The sequence below is a fragment of the Streptomyces sp. NPDC049813 genome (genome assembly GCF_044465085.1).
Lineage (GTDB): Bacteria > Actinomycetota > Actinomycetes > Streptomycetales > Streptomycetaceae > Streptomyces.
Window position 1 is genome coordinate 185,161 of record NZ_JBITLI010000014.1, and the last position, 17,847, is coordinate 203,007.

The 17,847-nt window shown below is 72.3% G+C and carries 15 protein-coding genes; 10 read left to right on the forward strand and 5 right to left on the reverse strand.

What is annotated here, in order from left to right; genetic code table 11:
* Nucleotides 1–403 precede the first annotated feature (403 nt).
* Both ACIBW6_RS26785 and ACIBW6_RS26790 read left to right on the forward strand, forming a co-directional pair.
* A complete protein-coding gene (locus ACIBW6_RS26785) occupies nt 404–1,624 on the forward strand; it encodes a beta-ketoacyl-[acyl-carrier-protein] synthase family protein (RefSeq protein WP_399063877.1) in 1,221 nt (406 codons plus the stop codon).
* A gap of 251 nt (nt 1,625–1,875) precedes the next feature.
* Nucleotides 1,876–3,552, forward strand: coding sequence for an ABC-F family ATP-binding cassette domain-containing protein (locus ACIBW6_RS26790; protein ID WP_399063879.1), 1,677 nt, complete (start codon nt 1,876–1,878; stop codon nt 3,550–3,552).
* Nucleotides 3,553–3,817: 265 nt separating this feature from the next.
* Here ACIBW6_RS26790 and ACIBW6_RS26795 read toward each other — a convergent pair whose 3' ends face one another.
* Nucleotides 3,818–4,747 (reverse strand): SDR family oxidoreductase, encoded by a 930-nt coding sequence (locus tag ACIBW6_RS26795; RefSeq protein ID WP_399063881.1) that lies wholly within the window; start codon nt 4,745–4,747, stop codon nt 3,818–3,820.
* A 139-nt stretch (nt 4,748–4,886) separates the two neighbouring features.
* Between ACIBW6_RS26795 and ACIBW6_RS26800 the strand changes: the two genes are divergently transcribed.
* Entirely contained in the window at nt 4,887–5,456 is a 570-nt protein-coding gene (locus tag ACIBW6_RS26800) for a TetR/AcrR family transcriptional regulator (RefSeq protein ID WP_399063883.1), read from the forward strand.
* A gap of 112 nt (nt 5,457–5,568) precedes the next feature.
* Here ACIBW6_RS26800 and gdhA read toward each other — a convergent pair whose 3' ends face one another.
* Nucleotides 5,569–6,924: an NADP-specific glutamate dehydrogenase gene (gene gdhA / locus ACIBW6_RS26805; protein ID WP_399063885.1), complete on the reverse strand. Its 1,356-nt coding sequence runs from the start codon at nt 6,922–6,924 to the stop codon at nt 5,569–5,571.
* Between the two features lie 249 nt (nt 6,925–7,173).
* On the opposite strand from gdhA, the gene ACIBW6_RS26810 reads away from it, so the two are divergent.
* The 3 genes from ACIBW6_RS26810 (at nt 7,174) to ACIBW6_RS26820 (ending at nt 8,922) form a co-directional block, all read left to right on the forward strand.
* Nucleotides 7,174–7,389 (forward strand): hypothetical protein, encoded by a 216-nt coding sequence (locus tag ACIBW6_RS26810; protein ID WP_399063886.1) that lies wholly within the window; start codon nt 7,174–7,176, stop codon nt 7,387–7,389.
* 159 nt (nt 7,390–7,548) lie between these two features.
* Nucleotides 7,549–8,127, forward strand: coding sequence for a GNAT family N-acetyltransferase (locus ACIBW6_RS26815; RefSeq protein WP_399063888.1), 579 nt, complete (start codon nt 7,549–7,551; stop codon nt 8,125–8,127).
* A 105-nt stretch (nt 8,128–8,232) separates the two neighbouring features.
* Nucleotides 8,233–8,922 carry a TetR/AcrR family transcriptional regulator gene (locus ACIBW6_RS26820; RefSeq protein ID WP_399063890.1) on the forward strand — a complete coding sequence of 230 codons (690 nt, stop codon included), beginning with the start codon at nt 8,233–8,235 and terminating at the stop codon, nt 8,920–8,922.
* A gap of 23 nt (nt 8,923–8,945) precedes the next feature.
* Here ACIBW6_RS26820 and ACIBW6_RS26825 read toward each other — a convergent pair whose 3' ends face one another.
* From ACIBW6_RS26825 to ACIBW6_RS26835, 3 genes are read right to left on the reverse strand one after another with little or no spacing between them, the layout of a single operon-like run.
* Entirely contained in the window at nt 8,946–10,553 is a 1,608-nt protein-coding gene (locus ACIBW6_RS26825) for an FAD-dependent oxidoreductase (RefSeq protein WP_399063892.1), read from the reverse strand.
* Between the two features lie 35 nt (nt 10,554–10,588).
* Entirely contained in the window at nt 10,589–11,560 is a 972-nt protein-coding gene (locus ACIBW6_RS26830) for a diiron oxygenase (RefSeq protein ID WP_399063894.1), read from the reverse strand.
* Nucleotides 11,561–11,612: 52 nt separating this feature from the next.
* A complete protein-coding gene (locus ACIBW6_RS26835) occupies nt 11,613–13,121 on the reverse strand; it encodes a flavin-containing monooxygenase (protein ID WP_399063895.1) in 1,509 nt (502 codons plus the stop codon).
* Between the two features lie 328 nt (nt 13,122–13,449).
* Here ACIBW6_RS26835 and ACIBW6_RS26840 point away from each other — a divergent pair, with 328 nt between their 5' ends.
* The 4 genes from ACIBW6_RS26840 to ACIBW6_RS26855 all read left to right on the forward strand — a co-directional run bounded on the left by ACIBW6_RS26840 (nt 13,450) and on the right by ACIBW6_RS26855 (nt 17,787).
* Complete coding sequence (locus ACIBW6_RS26840; protein ID WP_399063897.1) at nt 13,450–14,478, forward strand: LacI family DNA-binding transcriptional regulator; 1,029 nt, start codon at nt 13,450–13,452, stop codon at nt 14,476–14,478.
* Nucleotides 14,479–14,597: 119 nt separating this feature from the next.
* Entirely contained in the window at nt 14,598–15,953 is a 1,356-nt protein-coding gene (locus ACIBW6_RS26845) for an ABC transporter substrate-binding protein (protein WP_399063898.1), read from the forward strand.
* 1 nt (nt 15,954) lies between these two features.
* Nucleotides 15,955–16,899 (forward strand): carbohydrate ABC transporter permease, encoded by a 945-nt coding sequence (locus ACIBW6_RS26850; protein WP_399063900.1) that lies wholly within the window; start codon nt 15,955–15,957, stop codon nt 16,897–16,899.
* Nucleotides 16,900–16,908: 9 nt separating this feature from the next.
* Nucleotides 16,909–17,787, forward strand: coding sequence for a carbohydrate ABC transporter permease (locus tag ACIBW6_RS26855; protein WP_399063901.1), 879 nt, complete (start codon nt 16,909–16,911; stop codon nt 17,785–17,787).
* Nucleotides 17,788–17,847: the final 60 nt, after the last annotated feature.

Below are 17,847 nucleotides of genomic sequence, written 5' to 3' on the forward strand. Positions count from 1 at the left end.
TCCCCTCAGCACTCCGCGGTCACGGCCCGCGGACACCTCCCCCGCCCTCCCCTCCGACGGAGCGGGGGAACGTGCCGAATACCCGGTCCTACGGGACGTACGCGGTGACACGGCCATGCAGTGGGGCACGCGCGGAACGAACCAGCACGTGTTCAACTCGCGGGCAGACAAGGCCACTTAGAGGAAACCGCGACCCTCCCCGCGCCGAGCCCACAGCCCCTCGGCCGCACCACGCGCGGAATCGGTGCCGTACGTCCCGCCCCCCGGTGCGCATTGTCGAGGTGTGACAATCCTTGCGCATCGAATCGGTCGATGCCGGCCCACTGCATCCCTGTCACCACTGAGATGATCCCTCTGAGGCCAGTCGGCCTCGCTGTAGCACCCGAACAACCGAGGAGGTCGCGTGAGCCGCAGTGGTGATGGTCATGTGCTGGTGACGGGCGTCGGGGCGATGACGCCGCTGGGAGCCGATGCACCGTCGTCCTGGTCGGCCATGCTGGCGGGGAAGTCGGGGGTGCGCTTCCTGGAGGAGGAGTGGGCCGCCGCGTTGCCCGTGCAGGTGGCCGCCGGTCTCACGGTGGACCCCGCCGCCCTGCTCCCGAGGGCCGAGGCGAGGAAGCTGGACCGCGGCGAACAGATCGCCGTGCTCAGCGCACGCGAGGCGTGGCAGGACGCCGGGGCCCCGGAGGTCGAGCCGGAGCGGCTCGCGGTCGTCATCGGTACGGGGACCGGGGGCGTCCTCACCACCCTGGCCCAGGACGACGCCTTCGAACAGGCCGGGGCACGCCGCCTCTCCCCGTTCACGGTGCCCATGCTCATGCCGAACGGACCGGCGGCGTGGGTGAGCATGGATCTGGGCGCGAAGGGCGGCGCCAGGACCCCGGTGAGCGCCTGCGCGTCCGGGGCGGAGGCGCTCGCGCTCGGCCAGGACCTGATCCGCGCCGGGCGGGCGGACGTGGTCGTCGCCGGTGGCGTGGAGGCGTGTCTGCACCCGTTCACGCTCGCGGCGTTCGCCCAGATGAAGGCGGTGTCGACGCAGGGCGGGGAGCCGGAGGCCGTCTCCCGTCCGTTCGACGCCGGGCGGTCCGGGTTCGTCATGGGCGAGGGCGCGGGCATCATGGTGCTCGAACGCGCCGATCTCGCCCGGGCCCGCGGCGCCCGCGCCTACGGCACCCTGGCCGGCAGCGCGGTCAACTCCAGCGCGGACCACATCACCGCCTCCGACGCGGACGGGCAGACCGCCGCCATCGAAGGAGCGCTGCGCGACGCCGGCCTCGCCCCCGTGGACATCGGGCTCGTGCACGCCCACGCCACCTCCACGGAGTCCGGCGACCTGGCGGAGGCCGAGGCGATCGGCCGGGCCGTCGGCACCCATCCGGCGGTGACGGCGACGAAGTCGATGACCGGGCACATGCTGGGCGCCTCCGGCACCCTCGGCGCGATGGCCGCCCTGCTGGCCCTCCGGGACGGCCGCGCGCCCGCCACCCGCAACCTCGACACGCTCGACCCGCGGGTCGACCTCGACGTCGTGCGGGGCGAAGCGCGCCCCGGGCAGTGGTCCGCGGCGTTGGCCAATGCGTTCGGCTTCGGCGGGCACAACGTCAGCCTGGTCTTCACGAGGTGAGGGCTTTCACGATGCCCGTTCAAGGAGCCGGGGCTGGGGCAGGGCTGCCCGCCCCGGCTCCAGCACCACCTGAGAGGAGGTGAGCGGGCGGGCGGGCAGGAAAAAGGATTGCGACGAGACGGTTCGTCTTGTTAAGGTGCGGTCATGGCTTTCCTCTTCTTCGTCTGAGTCCGGGCACGGCCACAGCCGCCGTCTCTACCGCCCGTCGACCCTTTCGCCTGCCCTCGTGCAGCCCGCTCAGAGGAAGTCACATGCGCGACCGCGCCCCCACCACCGCCCTGCCCGGCTCGGCCCGCCGGGCCGTGGCCCAGCTGTCCGTCCGGGACGTCACCAAGTCGTTCGGCACCCGGACCCTCCTCGACCAGGTCTCCTTCACCGTCCGGCCGGGTGAGAGGGCTGCCGTCATCGGCGAGAACGGTTCCGGCAAGTCCACCCTGCTGCGGCTGCTCGCCGGGGCGGAGGCGCCGGACTCCGGCGAGATCACCGCCGACTTCCCCGGAGGTGCCGGCCATCTCGCCCAGACCCTCGCCCTCGATCCGTCCTGCTCCGTGCAGGACGCCGTCGACCTCGCCCTGAGCGAGCTGCGCGCCCTGGAGCGGCGGCTGCGCGCGGCAGAGGCGTCGCTCGCGGACGCGTCGGAGAGCGAACTCGCCGCCTACGGCGACCTGTTGTCCGCGTACGAGGACCGCGGCGGATACGAGGCCGACGCCCGCGTGGCCGCCGCGACCCACGGGCTCGGTCTCGCCCATCTCACGCGCGGGCGGCGGCTCGGTTCGCTCTCCGGGGGTGAGCAGTCCCGCCTCGCCCTCGCCTGCGTCCTCGCCGCCGACCCGGAACTGCTGCTGCTCGACGAGCCGACGAACCACCTCGACGCGACCGCCGTGGGCTGGCTGGAGGAACGGTTGCGCACACACCGCGGCACCGTCGTCGCCGTCACCCACGACAGCGGCTTCCTGGAACGCGTCGCCACCACGATCCTCGAAGTCGACCGCGAGGACCGCACCGTGCGCCGCTACGGCGACGGGTGGGCCGGCTACCGCGCCGCGAAGGCCGCCGCCCGGCGCGGAGCGGAGCAGCGGTACGCCGACTGGGTCGAGGAAGTGGCCCGCACCGAGGAGCTGCTCGCCGCCGCTGACCGGCGGCTCGCCACGACCGGCCGCGACCCGAAGCAGGGGTTCGGCAAGCACCGCAGGTCCAGTGAGGCGAAGCTCGGCGGTCAGGTGCGCGCCGCCAGGGAGCGTCTGGGTCAGCTGCGGCGCGCCCCGGTGGCCGAACCGCCGGTGCCGTTGCGGTTCGCGACGGCGCCGACATCGGTGGCCCGGCCCTCGCCCGAGGCCGCCTCACCCGCCCCGGGTCCCCTCGTCGAGCTGGAGGACGTACGGGTCGGCGAACGGCTGTGTCTGGACGGGCTGTTGACGGTCATGCCCGGTCAGCGGCTCCTCGTCACCGGAGAGAACGGCGCGGGCAAGACGACCCTGCTGCGCGTCCTGGCGGGTGAGTTGGAGCCCGATGCGGGCCGGGTCAGGCGCCGGGCCCGCGTCGGCCTGCTCGCGCAGGAGCTGCCGCCGCGTTCCACCCGGCTGCCGCTCCTCGCCGCGTTCGCCGCCGGACGGCCGGGGCTGCCGGACGAGCACGCCGCGCGGCTGCTGTCCCTGGGCCTGTTCAGGGAGGCGGACCTGGGAGTGCCGGTGGCCGCCCTCTCTGCGGGACAGCAGCGGCGGTTGCAGCTCGCGAACCTGGTGACCCGGCCCGCGGACCTCCTCGTCCTCGACGAGCCGACCAACCACATCGCCCTCGACCTGGTCGAGGAGCTTCAGGCGGCGCTGGACGCGTACCCGGGCGCGGTCGTGGCGGTCTCGCACGACCGCGGCTTCCGGGCCCGGTTCCCGGGGGCCCGGCTGGAGTTGAGCGCGGGCCACAGACGCTGACGCCTCGCCGGCGACCGCCGGGGGGAGGTGTGCCTCCGGCTCGGCCGGCTACCTCCGAGGGGCGGGTGTGGCTCCGGCTCGGCCGGCTGCCGCCGGGAGGGGGAGGTGTGGCTCCGGCTCGGCCGGCTGCCGCCGCGGCTCCGTCGGGGCGGACCCTGCGGGTCGCGGCGGGACGGGCCGCCCTCGCCGGAGTACGGCCCGTCCCGCCCGGGGCGGCGCCAGCCGTGCCCCGCCAGGAACGCGGCCGTCACCGCCCACGGCGCGATCAGGCTTCTTGCCGGAAGTAGTGCCCCTGCTCCAGATCCGCGAGCAGCCCCGGCCGCCCCGGCTCCCAGCCGATGAGCCTCTTGGTCAGCTCCGCCGAGGACGGCTGGTCCGGCGCGAGGATCGCGGCCAGCCAACCGAAGTGGCCGAACGCGTCCTGCGGCGCCACGGGCGCGGTGGGCACCCCGAGATGCCGGCCGATCACCTCGGCGATGTCCCGGATCGCCACCCCCTCGTCCGCCACCGCGTGCAGGACCGAGCCCGCCGGAGCCTTCTCCAGGGCGAGCCGGAAGGCGTGCGCGGAGTCCAGGCGGTGGACGGCGGGCCAGCGGTTGGCGCCGTCGCCGAGGTAGCCGGACACGCCCTTCTCCCGGGCGACGGCGACCAGCATCGCGATGAAGCCCTGGTCGCCCTCGCCGTGGTTGGTGCGCGGCAGCCGCACCACGCTGGAGCGCACCTGCCGGTCGGCCAGGGCGAGCACCAGCTCGTCGGTGGCGGCGCGCGCGGCGGGTCCGTCGTCCTCGGGGCCCAGCTCCGCGGAGCGGCGTGCGTCGCGCTCGGTGGTCACCGTGCCGGGGATGGCTGGGGTGCCTCCGGCGGCCACGAAGGGCTTGCCCGACCCGGCCAGCCCTTCGCCGAGCGCGGTCACGGCGCGCCGGTCCGTCTCGATGGCGCCCAGGAAGTCGCCGCCCGCGAACGCCCTGTCGTGGTCGAAGGCGAGGTGCGCCACGCCGTCCGCGGCGCGGGCCGCCTCGCGCAGCACGCCGAGGTCGGCCAGCGAGCCCCGGACCGGTTCGACACCGGCGGCGGCGAGCTTCTCGGCGGACGCGTCCGAGCGGGCCAGCCCGGACACGGTGTGTCCCGCGGTGAGCAGATCGGGGACGAGCGCGGAGCCGATCCAGCCGCTGGCGCCCGTGACGAAGACCTTCATGGATAAAACCTCCTGGAGGAGCCGGGGGTGGCGGTCATGACGCGCGGCGCACTCCGGGCCCTGCACTGTCCTGCGATGTCAGTTCCTGTCATCACCATACTCCCCGATGACAGTCACTGTCGTCGCGTAGGATTCGCGTATGGGTCGATGGAAACCGGACGCGCGGGGCCGCCTGGAGCAGGCAGCGCTGGAGCTCTACGCCGAACTCGGGTTCGAGCGGACCACCGTCAAGGACATCGCCCACCGGGCGGACCTCACCGAGCGGACGTTCTTCCGGCACTTCGCCGACAAGCGCGAGGTGCTCTTCCCGGCGTCCCAGCCACTGGAAGCGGGGCTCGTCGCCGCCGTGCGGGAGGTCCCGGCCGGGCAGGAACCCCTCGCCGTCCTCATGACCGCGCTGCGGACGCTGCCGGATGCCCTGGAGGACCGCAGAGAGCTGGCCCGGCGCCGCAGCGCCATCGTCGCCGCCGTACCCGGCCTCCAGGAGCGCGAACTCGCCAAGATGGCGTCGCTGACCGACGCCCTGGCACGGGAGCTGCACGACCGGGGCGTCCCCGAGCTGCCCGCGCGACTGGCCGCGGAGTCCGCGGCGGCCGTCTTCCGCACCGCCTTCACCCGGTGGATCACCCCCGAGGCGCCTCCGGCGGACCTCGGCGCGCTCCTCGACCGGTCGCTGGCCGAGTTGCAGCAGATCGTCGCGGCCGGCTGAACCGGTACGCCCCGACGCCGCGACGGGCCGGTGCCCGGCACCCCGTGCGGGCGCCGGGCACCGGCCCGTCGTCGTCACGTCACCGGGCGCCCTGCGGCCCGGCCGGGAGGGGTCAGATGAGCCCCTGCGCGAGCATCGCCTCGGCCACGCGCTCGAACCCGGCGATGTTGGCCCCGCTCACGTAGTCCCCCGGCACCCCGTACCGCTCCGCCGTCTCCCAGCACACGTCGTGGATGGTGCGCATCACCGCGGCGAGTTCGCTCTCGACCCGCTCCGCGGGCCACGTCTCCCGGCCGCTGTTCTGGCGCATCTCCAGGGCGCTGACCGCGACCCCGCCCGCGTTGGCCGCCTTGCCCGGCCCGTACGCCACACCCGCGTCCCGCAGGATCCGGACCGCGTCCGGGGTGACCGGCATGTTCGCCCCTTCCGACACGGCGCGCACCCCACCGCGGACGAGCGCGGTGGCGGCGTCGGCGTCCAGCTCGTTCTGGGTCGCGGACGGCAGCGCGACATCGGCGGGCACCTCCCAGACCGACCCGCCGGGCACGTACACCGCCGAGGCGCCCCGGCGCTGCGCGTAGTCGCTCACCCGCCCGCGCTCCACCTCCTTGATCTGCTTGAGCAGGCCGAGGTCGATGCCCTTCTCGTCGACGACGTAGCCGCCCGAGTCCGACACGGTCAGGGCGAGCGCGCCCAGTTCGTGCAGCTTCTGCACCGTGTAGATCGCCACGTTGCCCGAGCCCGACACCAGCGCCTGGCGTCCGGCCAGGTCCTCACCGCGCTTGTGGAGCATCTCGGCGAGGAAGAGGACGTTGCCGTAGCCGGTGGCCTCGGTGCGCCCCGCCGAGCCGCCCCAGCCGACCCCCTTGCCGGTCAGCACTCCCGCTTCCCAGCGGTTGGTGATCCTGCGGTACTGGCCGAAGAGGTAGCCGATCTCCCGGCCGCCCACGCCGATGTCACCGGCCGGCACGTCCGTGCCCGCGCCGATGTGGCGGTACAGCTCGGTCATGAACGACTGGCAGAACCGCATCACTTCGGCGTCCGATCGCCCCTGCGGGTCGAAGTCGCTGCCGCCCTTGCCGCCGCCTATGCCCAGGCCGGTCAGGGCGTTCTTGAAGATCTGCTCGAAGCCGAGGAACTTCACCACGCTCAGGTTCACCGACGGGTGGAAGCGCAGGCCGCCCTTGTACGGGCCGAGCGCGCTGTTGAACTCCACCCGGAACCCGCGGTTGACGTGCGTACGCCCCGCGTCGTCCTGCCACGGCACCCGGAAGACCACCTGCCGCTCCGGCTCGCAGAGCCGCTCGATCAGGGCGGCCTCCGCCAGCTCCGGCCGGGCCGCGAGGACCGGGCCGAGCGACTGCAGCACCTCCTGGGCCGCCTGGTGGAACTCGGGCTGCGCGGGGTTGCGGTGGACGAGTTCGTCGTGGACGGCGGCAAGTCGGTTTTGCGTGGACACGGTGGTCATGGCAATCCCTCCCGGGCTGGCGGCTCGTGCGTGCACCCGTCGGTGGAGACCGGGGTCGCGAGAATTGTGGCAAAGGGGTGGTACAGCGGTGCGGCTGGGGCACTGGAGCCGACGCCGGGACCCCGAAGTGACCTGCGCCGATCCGCCGGTTCGTGCAGCCGGGTGGCGTCCGGGCCCGGGGCGTGCCGTAGCGCGGCCCGGCTCGTTGGTGCCCCTGTACGTCCCGTACCGAGCGAAAGGTGAACTTCCATGCGCCGAGCGAGCATTGTCCTGGCGGCGGCCTTCGCGGCCGTCGGCCTGGCCACGTCGGTGGCGAGCGCTGCCCCCGTCACCGGGGACGGTCCGCCGTTCCGCTATGCGGACTGCCTGAAGGCCACCAAGGCGAAGGGCGAATCCCCCTCCTACGGCAAGTGGCACTGCGACCAGCTGGTGAAGAAGGGCTGGGTCTCCCCGCCCACCCGCTGATCGCGGACGGGCGTTCACGCCGGGCGACGGGGCCTCGGTCCCGGTGCGCCGAGGGAGCAGGCGCCCCTCGTGCCACCGGAGCCGGGGCCCCGGCCCGTTCGGGACGGGGCGGCCCGGCGGGCAACGGCGCTCCTGCCGACGGGAGTTAGGATCGCGCCCATGCCCGACCCCGGTTCCTGGCCGCTCGCCGTACCCCTCGACTCCCCCCGGCTGCGCCTGGAACCGCTGCGGGTCGAGCATGCACGGGAAGCCGCGGGCCTGCTGGGCGACGCCCGGCTGCACACCTGGATCGGCGGCGCCCCGCCCACCCCGGCAGAGCTGGAGCAGCGCTACCGGCGCCAGGTCCTGGGCCACTCCCCCGACGGCCGGCACGGCTGGCTCAACTGGCTGCTGCGCGACCGTGCCACGAAGAAGCTGGCCGGTACCGTGCAAGCCACCCTCTCCCGGCCCCGGCCGGAGCACCTGGAGGCCGAGCTCGCCTGGGTCGTCGGGTACGACTTCCAGGGCGTCGGCCTCGCCAAGGAGGCGGCCGTGGCCATGGCCGCGTGGCTGCGCACGCAAGGAGTGGCAGGGTGCGTGGCCCATGTGTACCCGGGCCATCGGTCCTCCGAGGGCGTCGCGGCCGCCCTCGGCCTGCGCCCCACCGGCCGGCTGGACGACGGGGAGATGCTGTGGGCCGATGTCGGCCCGCGGGAACGCGCCGCGGGGCAGCCGGGTCCCGGCAGGCCCGCGACCTGACGCGGCCGACGCCCGCGCGGCGCCGGGAACGGGCGCCGGGAAACTGGTTCCGGCCGGATGACCGGCACCCGCCACCCGCGTCCGACGCGCCGATATCCTGGCGTGATGGCGGACAGAACCGGCGGCGAGCCGCAGATCGACGGGCGCTCCACCCGGTGGGACCAGCACAAGGCGCAGCGTCAGGTCGAACTGGTGGACGCGGCCGTGGCGCTCATCGAGGAGGAGGGCACCCGCTTCCGGGTGCAGCGGCTCGCGGAGCGGGTGGGGCTGCCGCGGTCCGTGCTGTACCGGCACTTCAAGGACCGAGCCAATCTGGACGAGTTGATCCGGCGGCGCGTGGTGGAGTCGTTCATGCGGCGGATGGAGCCCACGCTCACCTTCGACGGGACGATCGAGGAGGCCGTGCAGCGCGTGGTCGGCGCCCACCTGGACTGGGTGGCCCTGCATCCGCGCCTGTACGCGTACATGGGGGTCGGGGAGCACGCGATGGGTGACGGGTCGCTGGTGGCCGACACCAAGACGGCCATCGCGCTGATGCTCAGCGACCGGTTCGGGGACGTGCTCCAGGCACTCGGGGTCCAGGCGGCGCCGATCCGGTCGGTCGCGATCGGGATCGTCGGGTTCGTGGACACCTCGGTCAACCAGTGGGTGCGCGACGGCCGCCGCGAGCAGTCCGAGGAGGAGCTGCGCGCCATGCTCTGCCGTTCGGTGTGGGCGGTGCTGGACGCGACGCTGCGGGACCTGGGGGTGGAGCTGTCGCCGCAGCAGCGCGTCGCGGACCTGGAGCAGGCCTGACCGCGTGACCTCCGGCGGGGCCGTCAGCGGCGGGCCGCCGGTACGGTGCGCGCCGCCCGGTTCAGGGAGTCGGTGTCGGTGAACTTGACGCGGGGGCGGCCCTGGGCCTCGCCCGCCGCCTGTTCCGCGGCGTCGATCGCGCGCCAGGCGTCCAGGCCCGAGGCGTGTCGCGGAGTGTCCGTCCCGCCCGCCGGCTCGGCCAGGCGGCCGGCGGCGAAGTCGGCGAGGAGGGACGCGACGGTCTCCTGGGCGCAGGTCTTGTTCGTGCCGATGAAACCGGTCGGCCCGCGCTTGATCCAGCCCGCCACGTAGACCCCGGGGGCGACCCGGCCGCCCTCGTGGGGAACGGTGGCACTGGCCTCGTCGAAGGGCAGGCCGGGGACGGGCCGGGCCCGGTAGCCGACGGAGCGCAGCACGAGGCCGGTCTCCAGGGTCGCCGGGTCACCCGTGGGCACGGCCCGTACGGTGCCGTCCTCGTCGGTGTGCAGGGTGGTGGCGGTGGTCTCCAAGGCACGTACGGACGTGTCGCCGATGAGTCGCACGGGGGCGGTCAGGAAGCGCAGCACGATACGGCGGCGGCCCTCGACGGGGGTGCGTGCGGCCAGCCGCGACAGCAGCCGGGTCTTCTCGGTCGCCTCGGGGTCCAGACCGTCCAGCCGGCCCTCGACGAGCACGTCGACGTCTTTGAGGGCGCTGAGCGCGATGAGTTCGGGCACGGTGAAGGCCGCCTGGGCGGGTCCGCGCCGGCCCAGGAGCACGACCTCGCGGACCTTGCTCGCGCGCAGGGCGGTGAGCGCGCGGTCGGAGATGTCGGTGCGGGCCAGCGTCTCGGGGTCGGCCGTGAGGATGCGGGCGACGTCGAGGGCGACGTTGCCGTTGCCGACGACGACGGCGCGTTCGGTGTCGAGGGGATGGTCGTCCTGCGCGCGGTCGGGGTGGCCGTTGTACCAGGCGACGAAGTCCGTCGCGGAGACGCTGCCGCGCAGCTCCTCGCCCTCGATGCCGAGGCGCCGGTCTGTCGCGGCGCCGACCGCGTAGATCACCGCGTGGTACCGGCGCAGCAGGTCGGCGTGGGTGAGGTCGGTGCCGATCTCGACGCCGAGGCGGTAGCTGAATCCGGGCTGGGACTCGATGGTCCGGAAGAGCCGGGTTACCTGCTTGGTGTCCTGGTGGTCCGGGGCGACGCCCGCGCGGGCCAGTCCGTAGGGGGTCGGGAGCCGGTCGTGGACGGTGACGCTAACCCCCGGGTGGCGCAGCAGTTCGTCGGCGGCGAAGAGGCCGGCGGGGCCCGCGCCCACCACCGCGACGGACAACTCGCCCGTGGGAAGCCCGCGTTGCGGTGGCACCACGTACATGGGGGTGCGGTCGGAGTGCGGGTTGTCCTTGTAGTAGGCGGCGTTCAGCTCCAGGAACGGCAGTTCCGCCGCGCCGAGCGCGGTGTGCGGCTTGAGCGCGTCGACCGGGCAGGCCGTCGTGCAGGCGCCGCAGTCCACGCAGGTGCGCGGATCGACGTAGAGCATCTCGGCCGTCGCGAAGCCGGGCTCGCCCGGCGCGGGGTGGATGCAGTTGACCGGGCAGGCCAGCACGCAGGAGGCGTCGGCGCAGCAGGATCGGGTGACGACGTACGGCACGGCGGCCTTGTCTCCGTTCGGTGGTGCGGCGGGGGTCAGTCGGCGGTGTGCAGGGCGGGTTCGCCGCGGAAGCGGGCCGGGCGGCCGTCGATGCGCAGGGCCTTCCACACGGGGCGGGACACCTTGTTCATGAGGCCGATGTCCTCGGCGAGCATGCGGACGTCGGCGAACAGGTCGTGCAGCATCTTCCGGCCGGCCTCGGACTTCCAGAACACGTCCTTGATCACCCAGGCCGGGATGCCGACCTCCGCGGCGGCCCTGCGGTCGGGGATCATGATGACGTCGCACAGGGCCCGCATGATCAGCGGGAAGAGGACGGACAGGGCGCCGCGGCGGGCCTTGCCGAAGCGCGGGACGCGCAGGCGCAGGAACTCGTGGGCGAAGGAGATGTGCCGTGCCTCTTCGGCGATGTGGATCTGCATGATCCGCTGCGGGAGGGGGTGGACCGGCTCCCCGCTGCGCAGCGCCCCCTTCTGCAGGTGGTCGATGGGTTCCTCACCGGCGAGGATGCCGGTGAAGAACGCCTCGGGGTAGAGGGAGCCCGCCAGCGGCAGAAAGCGGCTGACCTTGCGGAACCAGCGGGTGCCGCCGGCGGTGTCCACACCGGTGCGGTTGACCAGTTCCTGGAACATCTGGGTGTGGTGGGTCTCTTCGGTGATCTCGTGGGTGAGGTACCTGAACTCCTCGTTCCGGTTGCCGAGTTCGTAGAGGTAGTCCAGGGCGCCGCGCATGAGGATGTTCTCGAACTGCATGCCGACCTTGGCGATCACCGCCCAGCGCCAGATGCCGATGCGGATCTGCGTCTCCAGCGGCTGTTCCTGGTACCAGGGGTGGGCACCCAGGGCGTCGGCGCTGGTGAGGACCCAGCGTGGGTCGTCGGCGCACACCGCGAACTCGGGGTCGTCCCACTTGATGTCGATGAAGGCGTTGAAGTTGACGTTCACGGAGCCCTCCGACAGGGTCCGCAGACGCTCGTCGTAGGTCTTCCTGGTCAGGTGCGCGGTCATCTTCGTCCTCGGTTCCTCGGTCGGCTGCTTCTGCTCCGGGGCCGCTGTCCGCTCAGGCGGCGCGTGTCGGTTCCTGCTCGGTACGGGTCCTCGTCGCACCCGCCGCGGCGAAGTGCAGGCGGCTGTCGTCGATGGGCGCGTCCTGGAGCAGGGCGCGGTCGCGGTAGTAGTTGTTCCACAGGCGCCACGGGTCGCGGGTGCCCTGGCGCGGCATGACCTGGTCGGCGCGGGTGATGTAGCCGGAGGTGAGCGCCTCGCCCATGACGGAGTACGGCGAGCGGTCGTCGTCGCAGGCGTGCGGGGTGGCGATGGCGTGGCCGTGGCGCTGCATGTGGGCGAGCAGGCGGGCGGTGTAGCTGCCCGCCAGGTCGGCCTTGAGGGTCCAGGAGGCGTTGGTGTAGCCGATGACGAGGGACATGTTGGGGACGCCCTCCAGCAGGACCGCCTTGTAGAGGACGCGGCCGGTGACGTCCACCGGTCGGCCGTCGACGGTGAGGGCCATGCCGCCCAGGAGGCGGACGTTCAGGCCGGTGGCGGTGACGACGATGTCGGCCTTCAGCTCGGCGCCGGACTTCAGGCGGAGGCCGTCGGGGGTGAAGGTGTCGATGTGGTCGGTGGCGATCGACGCCTTGCCGCTCTTGAGGACCTTGAACAGGTCGCCGCCCGGGACGACGCACAGCCGCTGGTCCCAGGGCTTGTAGTGCGGGCTGAAGTGACGCATGTCGACGCCCTTGCCGGCCTGGGCCCGCACCAGGCCGAGCAGCGCCTTTCGGGCGAGGCGTGGGTACTTGCGGCAGAAGGCGTAACTCCCGCGCTGCAACGCGATGTTGCGGGCCCGCACGACACGGTGCGTCAGCCGGGCCGGGGCCCGCACCTTCTGCAGGACCGAGGTGAGCGGGTCGACCTTGGGCAGGGTGAGGACGTACGTGGGCGAGCGCTGGACCATGGTGACGTGGGCCGCGTCGTCGGCCATCGCGGGCAGCAGGGTGATGGCGGTGGCACCGGATCCGATGACCACGACGCGCTTGCCGGTGTGGTCGAGGTCCTCGGGCCAGTGCTGGGGGTGGACCACGGTCCCCTGGAACTGCGCCTCGCCGGGGAAGCGGGGGCGGTAGGGCTCGTCGTAGTCGTAGTACCCGGTCGCTCCGACGAGGTAGCCCGCGCTGTACGTCTCGCGTGTGCCGGTGGCCTCGTCCTCGACCTCGACGGTCCACCGCCCGCTGTCGTGCGAGAAGTCGGCGCTGATCGCGCGGCGGCCGAAGCGGGTGCGCCGCAGCAGGCCGAGGTCGGCGGCGGCGTCCTCGACGTACTGGCGGATCTGCGCGCCGTCCGCGAGGATGCGCGCGTCGCGCCACGGCCGGAAGCCGAAGCCGAAGGTCGGCATGTCGGAGTCGGAGCGGATGCCGGGGTACGTGAAGAGGTCCCAGGTGCCGCCGACGCGCGTGCGCCGCTCCAGCACGACGAGCGAGGCGTCGGGGTTGTCACGCAGGACATGGCAGGCGGCACTGATGCCGGATATGCCGGCTCCGATGACCAGGACGTCGACGTGCTGCTGCTCCATCGCGGAGGGTCCTCGCTCTCGCTCGCGGGCCCCCGGGAGAGATGAGGGGGCGGAGGTCGCCGCCGCCCTGCGGGCGGATCGGCGGGTGTTCGGACACGTGGTTCCACTGCGGTGTGTGTCCCGCAACTTACCTGCGACACGCTGTTTCAGATACCTTCGGTAACATGATGTAGATCACAGAAAATGCGCGGAACGACAGGTTGACGCGCCATCAATTCACGCGCTAGTGCGCCGCCGATGCACCCAGCGCCGCGCGGGAACTCAGCGAGTCGTACGAGACTTGCGTAATCCTGATTAATTTTTGCGGCCTCCCTGTACCGTGTGCGGCATGAACAAGAACCTGGTCGATGTCGCGCGGTTCGCGGGGGTCAGCGAGGCGACCGCGCGGCGGGCCCTCAACGGCAGTGCTCTGGTCGCCCCGGCGACCAGGGAGCGGGTCCTGCGCGCCCTGGACGTGCTCGGGCTCCCCCGGCCGGCGGCCGTGCAGACCGAACGGAGTCCGCTCGTCGGCGTGGTGGTGCCGGACCTGCAGAACCCCGTCTTTCCCGCGTTCGCGGAAGCGATCGCGAGCCGCCTCAACAAGCGCGGACTGATCCCGGTGCTCTGCACGCGCACCTCCGACGGCGTGTCCGAGGCGAACTACATCGAGATGCTGCTCGCGCAGAACATCGGGGGCATCGTCTTCATCGGCTCCAGCTACACCGACGCGGGCCCGGAGCAGGGCGCCGCGCTGCGCCGGCGCGAGGTGCCGCTGGTCCTCGTCAACCCGGCCGACGAGAACGCCGACGCGGTGCAGGTCAGCGCCGACGACGCGGACGCGGTGCGGCAGTCGCTCACCCATCTGACCGGCATGGGCCACGAGCGGATCGGCCTGCTGGTCGGGCCGGTCGGACATGTGCCGTCCGCCCGCAAGCTCGCCGCCTTCGCGGCCTTCTGGTCGGCCCGCCGGGCGGCCTCCGAGCGGTGGATGCCGCTGGTCGGGCACGCCCTGTTCTCCATGGAGGCGGGGGCGGCGGCGACGGAAACGCTGTTGCGGAACGGAGCCACCGCCATCGTTTGCGGAAGCGACGAACTCGCACTGGGGGCGGTGCGCGGAGCCCGCCGTCTCGGCCTTGCCGTCCCCGACGAGGTCTCCGTGACCGGGTTCGACGACTCCCTCTTCATGGGGGTGGTGGACCCTCCGCTGACCACCTGCCGGCAGCCGGTCGCGCGGATGGCCGACGCCGCCGTGGAGGCGCTCGCCCAGCAGATACAAGGCCGCCCGATCGAGCCCGGAGTCACCCTGTTCGAGACCCAGTTGATCGTCCGCGGTTCGACGGGGCGTCCGGGAGGAGCAGCTCAGCGCGGTCGTGCGTAAGCATTTTGCAACTTGTCATTGACTTTTTGCGAACATGACTTCTACCTTCTGCGTGTCCGCTGGAGCTGTGGGCGACGGTGTTCACAGCCACGGATGCATCGCAGGAAGGCTGATGTGTCATGGCTGGTACTCCGAGCCGTCGTCGGTTCATCGCCTCAGGCGTGGCCTGCGCCGTCACCGGGGCGCTCGCGGCGTGCGGCGGCCCCGCCGCCACCGGGAGCAGGGACGGGGTCGTCACGATCTCCGTGAACGGCATGCCACCGAAGACGCAACCGGTGGACCGCGCGTACTTCGAGGAGGACGTCAAGGCCTTCGAGAAGGCCCACCCGAAGATCAGGATCGATGCCCGCGAGGGTCAGATGGACCCGAAGACGTTCACCGCCAAGCTGGCCGGCGGTCAGCTGGAGGACGTCTACTACGTCTACTTCACCGACCCCGCCGGGCTCATCCAGCGCCGGCAGGGGGCCGACATCACCCGGTACGTGCAGCAGATGCCGCACTACGAGGACATCAAGCCCGAGTTCCGCAAGGTGTTCACCGGACCCGACGGCGCGGTCTACGGCCTGCCCAACGGCCAGTACTCCCTCGGCCTCGTCTACAACCGGGACCTGTTCGAGAAGGCCGGGCTCGACCCCGCCGCCCCGCCGCGGACTTGGGGCGAGGTCCGGTCGGCCGCCAAGCGGATCAGCGCCCTCGGCGACGGCACCGTCGGGTACGCCGACTACAGCAAGAACAACCAGGGCGGCTGGCACTTCACCGCCTGGGTCTACTCGCTGGGCGGCGACATCGCGACCCGGCAGGGCGGCCGGTGGAAGGCGGCCTTCGACAGCGCCGCGGGACGCAAGGCGCTACGGACGCTGCACGACATGCGCTGGACCGACACCTCCATGGGTGCGCGCCAGCTCCTCCAGATCGAGGACGTCCAGAAGATGATGGGCGCCGGCAAGCTCGGCATGTACGTGGCCGGGCCGGACAACATCCCCACCATCGTCAAGCAGTTCGAGCGCAAGTACGAGGAGTACGGGGTCGGCGCCATGCCGGGCTCGGCGACGCTCGGCGGGGGCAACGGATTCATGTTCAACCCCCAGGCCTCACCGGAGAAGATCAGGGCCGGGGTCGAGTGGGTCCGGTGGAAGTACCTCAACCCGGACCGCACGGCGTTCGAGGACCGGCGCGCGGCCGGCAGCGACGTACCCATCGGCCTGCCGCTCGACCGGCTCTTCACCGGTGAGGCGGCCGCGCGGCAGGACGAGGCGCACGCCAAGTACGCCAACGTGCCGACGGCGAACTACCGCCCGTTCGTCGAGCGCAACGCCACGATCGAGCAGAAGGTCGAGCCGCCGAACGCCCAGCAGATCTACACGGTTCTCGACGGTGTGATGCAGGCGGTGCTGACCAAGAAGGACGCCGATCTCGACCGGCTCCTGAAGGACGCGGCCACGAAGGTCGACGGCATCCTCGCGACGGTCAAGTGACATGGCGGCCCCGACCCTGGTCCGCGCGCCGAAGCGGTCCACCGCGGCCCGCAGGGCACCGGCCCCCCGCCCGCGCGGGCTGGTGCGCCGCATCCGTGAGAACGCCGTCGCCTACGCGTTCCTCGCCGCCGGTCTGATCTGCTTCGCCCTGTTCTCCTGGTACCCGATCGTGCGGGGGCTGCTGCTCGGCTTCCAGCGGGTGAGCTTCGCCCAGCCGGCCACCTGGGTCGGCTGGGAGAACTACCAACGGCTCTTCGCCGACCCGCTGTTCGCCACCGCCTGGCGCAACACCGGCTACTTCACGCTGCTCGCCCTGGTCTTCGGATTCGCCGCGCCGTTCGCGACCGCCGTGGTCCTCAACGAGTTCCGGCACGCCCGCGCCTATCTGCGCATGACGGTCTACCTCCCGGTGATGCTGCCGCCGATCGTCACCATGCTGCTGTGGCGCTGGTTCTACGATCCGGGACCCGGCCTGTTCAACAACGTTCTGGAGCTCTTCCGGCTGCCGGCCCAGCAGTGGCTGGAGTCCGAGAACCTGGCGATGGTCTCCCTGGTCCTCGTCTCCACCTGGGCCAACATGGGCACCACCACGCTGATCTACCTCGCCGCCCTCGGCTCCGTCCCCGGCGAGCTGTACGAGGCGGCCGAGCTCGACGGGGCGTCCGTCCGGCAGCGGCTGGTCCACGTGACGCTCCCGCAGATGCGGTTCATCCTGATGATCACGCTGCTGTTGCAGGTCATCGGCACCATGCAGGTCTTCGTCGAACCGTTCGTGCTGACCGGGGGCGGCCCCGACGACGCCACCGTCACCGTCCTCCTGCTGCTCTACCGCTACGCGTTCGTCTACAACGACTTCGGCATGGCCAGCGCCATGAGCACGGTGCTCTTCCTCGTCCTGGGGGCCTTCGCCGCGGTGTACCTGCGGCTGAGCCGCGGCAAGCAGTAAGGGAACGACATGTCCGCCACCCGCACCCTCATCGCCCCCGCCGAACGGAACCGCCGCACGGGGCGCCTCCTCTACCGGTTCGTCCTCGCCTCGACCGTCGTCGGCTTCACGCTCGCGTTCGTCTTCCCGCTGTACTGGATGGCCAGTGGAGCGCTGAAGTCCTCCGCCGAACTGGCCGACCCCGACCCCACGTTCTGGCCCCGGACCTTCCACCCGGAGTCCTACTCCGCGGCGTGGACCAACGTCGGCCTCGGCCACTACTTCCTCAACACCCTGCTGCTGGCCGCCGGCGCCTGGCTGTTCCAGCTCGTCGTCGACGTCTGCGCGGCCTACGCCCTCTCCAAACTCCGGCCCGCCCTGGGCAACGTCGTGCTCGGCATGATGCTCGCCACGCTCATGCTGCCCGTCTCCGCCCTGCTGGTGCCGACCTACCTGACCGTCACCGACGTGCCCCTGCTCCACCTCAACCTGATCAACACGCCCTGGGCGATCTGGCTGCCGGCCTGCGCCAACGCCTTCAACATCTTCATCCTGAAACGGTTCTTCGACCAGATCCCCGCCGAACTGCTGGAGTCCGCGCGGCTGGACGGCGCCGGTTCCCTGCGCGTCCTGTGGTCCCTCGTCCTGCCGCTGTCCCGGCCGGTGCTCGCCGTGGTCTCCATCTTCGCGGTCGTCGGGGTGTGGAAGGACTTCCTGTGGCCGCTGCTCGTCCTCCCGGACCCGGCGCGCCAGCCGCTCACCGTGGCACTGAACCGGCTGGCCGAGTTCATGCCCGCCAACCAGCTGCTGGCCGGGATGGTCATGGCGTCCCTGCCCCTGCTCGTCATCTTCCTGCTCTTCCAACGGCACATCATCGCCGGTCTGACCGCGGGCAGCCTCAAAGGCTGACGCTCCCGCTCCCGCCCCCGCCCCGGCCCGAGCCGCCCGGGACAGACCCCCCCCACGCGC